Below are 2,861 nucleotides of genomic sequence, written 5' to 3'. Positions count from 1 at the left end.
GGTCGTCGATGCCACTCGCGCCGAGGGAATCCGCAAGCAGGCCGATCGGCGGCAGGCAGCCCGATCGGCGGCAGGCAGTCGACACCGGTGCGGGCAGGGGAGCGGAATTGCCCGCTCCGTTCACGCCAGCCCGCCGACCCACAGCCCCAGACCTGCCGCAGTGGTGGCGAGGGCGAGTGTGCCGAGCCCGCTGACCAGGCCGGCTGCCCACTGCCGTTCCTGGAACAGACGGATGGTCTCGAAGCTGGCCGTGGAGAACGTCGTGTACCCGCCGAGGAATCCCGTGCCGATGACGAGATGCCACGCCTCGGGCAGAATCTGCTCGCCGGCCAATCCGGTGAGAATCCCCAATACCAGTGATCCGCTGACGTTGATGCCCATGGTGGCCCACGGACCGCTCGCGCGTGACTTGATGACCCCGTCGAGGGCCATCCGCGCCGCCGCTCCGAGGCCCCCGGCCAAAGCCGATGCAATGAAGATCAAGGGCGTCATCGCGCACCACCGTTCAGCGTTGCGTCCGGGCTCTGCCGCGCGGATCTCGCGTGGGACCGGCCGTGCAGCACCGTCGCCGTGACGATGCCCGCCCCCGTGGCAGCGCCGCCGATGAGGATCGTGCCCAGTCCGTAGGCGATCGAGAAGCCGATCTGCCCTTCGCCGAGGAGGCCCGCCGTGGACACGGCCAGTGCACTGTAGGTGGTGAATCCACCCATGAACCCGGTGCCGACCATGACTCGAATGCGGCGCCTGAGCCCGTCATCGGGCCCCATGCGCACCAGGGCGTCGAGGAGCAGTCCCAGCAGGAACGCGCCGACGACATTGATGGTGAAGGTTGCGTACGGGATGCCGCCCGCCGACGGGAATGCGAGGGTCAGGCCCTCACGGGCGGCGGTGCCGATCGTGCCGCCGACGACGACGAGGCACAGATAGGGCAGGCGGAGGTGAACGGGTCTGGTGCTGAGGGTGCTGCTCACGAGTAACTTCTACCTTTCGGGCATGCTGACGCCGGTCGAGGTAGGGACTGTTGTCGGAGAACCGAGGTTGGGAACGGCGAGCCCCACCGCCGTGACGCCTGAAGCATCTCCTTCATTCTGCCACAGGGAAACGCGCAAGGGCCGCCGGATGGCTGGTATCCGGCGGCCCCGACGAGGTGTTGAGTCTCAGCCCTCGCGGATGGTCATCCTGCTCAGTTTGTTGCCGTCGACGGCGAAGGCGAACGACGAGCGGCCATTTGCGTGTGTTGAGCGCCAGTCGCCGATGACGGTGACCTCATCGCCGTCGACGGAGACTTCCTCGGGAGTGAGAACGCCGGTCGCGCCGATGAACTCCTTGTCGCTCCAGCCCTTGATGGCCTCGCGGCCGGTGAATTCGCGGCCCCAGTCATCGACGGTACCGTCGGTGGTGAACGCGTCGAGGAAGCCGGCATCGTCATGGGCATTGACAGTGTCGATGAAGGTCGCGATGGGCTCGGGAATCTGCAGATCTGACATAGGTGCTCTCCTTGCTGGTGAACTGTGGGTTGTGCGGTTGAGGTGCATGTTGCGCTGGTTCGTAGTCGGCGGGCCCGAGGCTTGGCTCACCGGGTGGTGTATCCGCCATTGGCGAAGATCGTCTGGCCGGTGATCCACCAGCCATCGGTTGCCAGGAATCGCACGATCGGAGCGATGTCCTCGATCTGGGTGAGCTGGTTGCCCATCGCCTGCGATCGATGGAACCCTACCCGCTCGGGTGTCTCCTGGCCGTAGAAGAATGGGGTGTCCATGGGGCCGGGAGCGATTGCGGTGACCGAGATTCCGCGCTCCGAATACTCCTTCGCTGCGGCTCGGGTGAAGTGCTCGACCGGGCTCTTGCCTCCGGCGTAGGTCGAATAGCCGTCGGTGAACGCCGCGAGCAGCGCGGTCACGATCGTGATGATCTTCCCGTTGTCCGCCAGGTGTTTACCGGCTTCTTTGATGAAGAAGTACGCGGCCTTGGAGTTGATGTCGAACATCGCATCGTATTCGTCCTCGGTGGTGTCCGCGATGGGTTTGCGCAGTACCTTCCCTGTCGTGTTGATCGCAATGTCGATCGATCCCAGCGCCGAGGTGGCATCAGCGAAGAGCTTCTCGACGTTGGCGGGCCGGGTGAGATCTCCGGTCAAAAGCACCGCCTTCGCGCCGTTGTCCTCGACCGCGGCCAGCGTCTGCTCGGCCTCGGTGCGGGAGGACTCGGAGTTGTAGTGGATTGCGATATCGGCTCCCGCTGCGGCGGCCTGCCGAGCGATGAGCCCGCCGAGGTTCTTACCGCCACCAGCGATGAGGATGGTCTTGTCCTGAAGTGAATGATCGGTCATGGCTTCTCCGTTGTATCGGTGGTATATCTGACTATAGCGACAATACACGATAATATAGCGACATGACAGGAACTGCGTCGCTCGATACACGGTCCCGGTTGCTCAGCGCGGCCGCGGACCTCATCGCTGCGGCGCCGGGTGAGGATTTCTCACTGCGGGCAGTCTGTGATGCGGTGGGCGTGAAGATGCCGACCCTGTATCACTTCTTCGGCAGCAAGCAGGGGCTCATCGAGGCCGTCATCGAGCACGGTTTCGACATGTACCTCTCGGCCAAGTCCTCGGCGGAATCCAGCGGTGACCCGATCCAGGACCTCAGGACGGGGTGGGATGCCCACGTTGCCTTCGGTCTGGAGAACCCCGGCTTCTACACGCTCATGTACGGCAAGGTCAGGCCGGGCTACTCACCCGAGGCGCAGTCGAAGCCCAGCGAGATCCTCCGCTCCCTGACGGGGCAGGCTGAATCACAGGGTCGCCTCGTCGTCGGCCACGAGCAGGCCGCCGCCCACATCCTGGCGACGAACATCGGAGTGAC

Annotated in this window: 5 protein-coding genes; 1 reads left to right on the top strand and 4 read right to left on the bottom strand. The window is 64.7% G+C overall.

Annotated elements, in window-relative coordinates; all coding sequences use genetic code 11:
* Positions 1–120 precede the first annotated feature (120 nt).
* The 4 genes from crcB to L0G76_RS15320 form a co-directional block, all read right to left on the bottom strand.
* Complete coding sequence (gene crcB, locus L0G76_RS15335) at positions 121–492, bottom strand: fluoride efflux transporter CrcB (protein ID WP_304358003.1); 372 nt, start codon at positions 490–492, stop codon at positions 121–123.
* Complete coding sequence (locus L0G76_RS15330; protein WP_301476073.1) at positions 489–971, bottom strand: fluoride efflux transporter FluC; 483 nt, start codon at positions 969–971, stop codon at positions 489–491. Before L0G76_RS15330 ends, crcB begins: the two co-directional genes overlap by 4 nt.
* A 186-nt stretch (positions 972–1,157) precedes the next feature.
* Positions 1,158–1,487, bottom strand: a complete 330-nt coding sequence (locus L0G76_RS15325) for a nuclear transport factor 2 family protein (protein ID WP_304358002.1) — start codon at positions 1,485–1,487, stop codon at positions 1,158–1,160.
* 86 nt (positions 1,488–1,573) lie between these two features.
* On the bottom strand, positions 1,574–2,329 hold the full coding sequence (locus L0G76_RS15320; protein WP_304358001.1) for an SDR family oxidoreductase: 756 nt from the start codon (positions 2,327–2,329) through the stop codon (positions 1,574–1,576).
* Between the two features lie 62 nt (positions 2,330–2,391).
* On the opposite strand from L0G76_RS15320, the gene L0G76_RS15315 reads away from it, so the two are divergent.
* Positions 2,392–2,861: TetR/AcrR family transcriptional regulator (locus L0G76_RS15315; RefSeq protein ID WP_304358000.1), on the top strand; the 470-nt coding region annotated here is incomplete at its 3' end.

It is taken from the genome of Brevibacterium picturae (assembly GCF_030453725.1).
Classification (GTDB): Bacteria; Actinomycetota; Actinomycetes; order Actinomycetales; family Brevibacteriaceae; genus Brevibacterium; species Brevibacterium sandarakinum_A.
This window is presented reverse-complemented; position numbering and strand designations above follow the sequence as displayed.

Coding starts and splice junctions, on each gene's coding strand:
- L0G76_RS15325 (WP_304358002.1), bottom strand. CDS start 1,487: ATGTCAGATCTGCAGATTCCCGAGCCCATCGCGACCTTCATCGACACT.
- L0G76_RS15320 (WP_304358001.1), bottom strand. CDS start 2,329: ATGACCGATCATTCACTTCAGGACAAGACCATCCTCATCGCTGGTGGC.
- crcB (WP_304358003.1), bottom strand. CDS start 492: ATGACGCCCTTGATCTTCATTGCATCGGCTTTGGCCGGGGGCCTCGGA.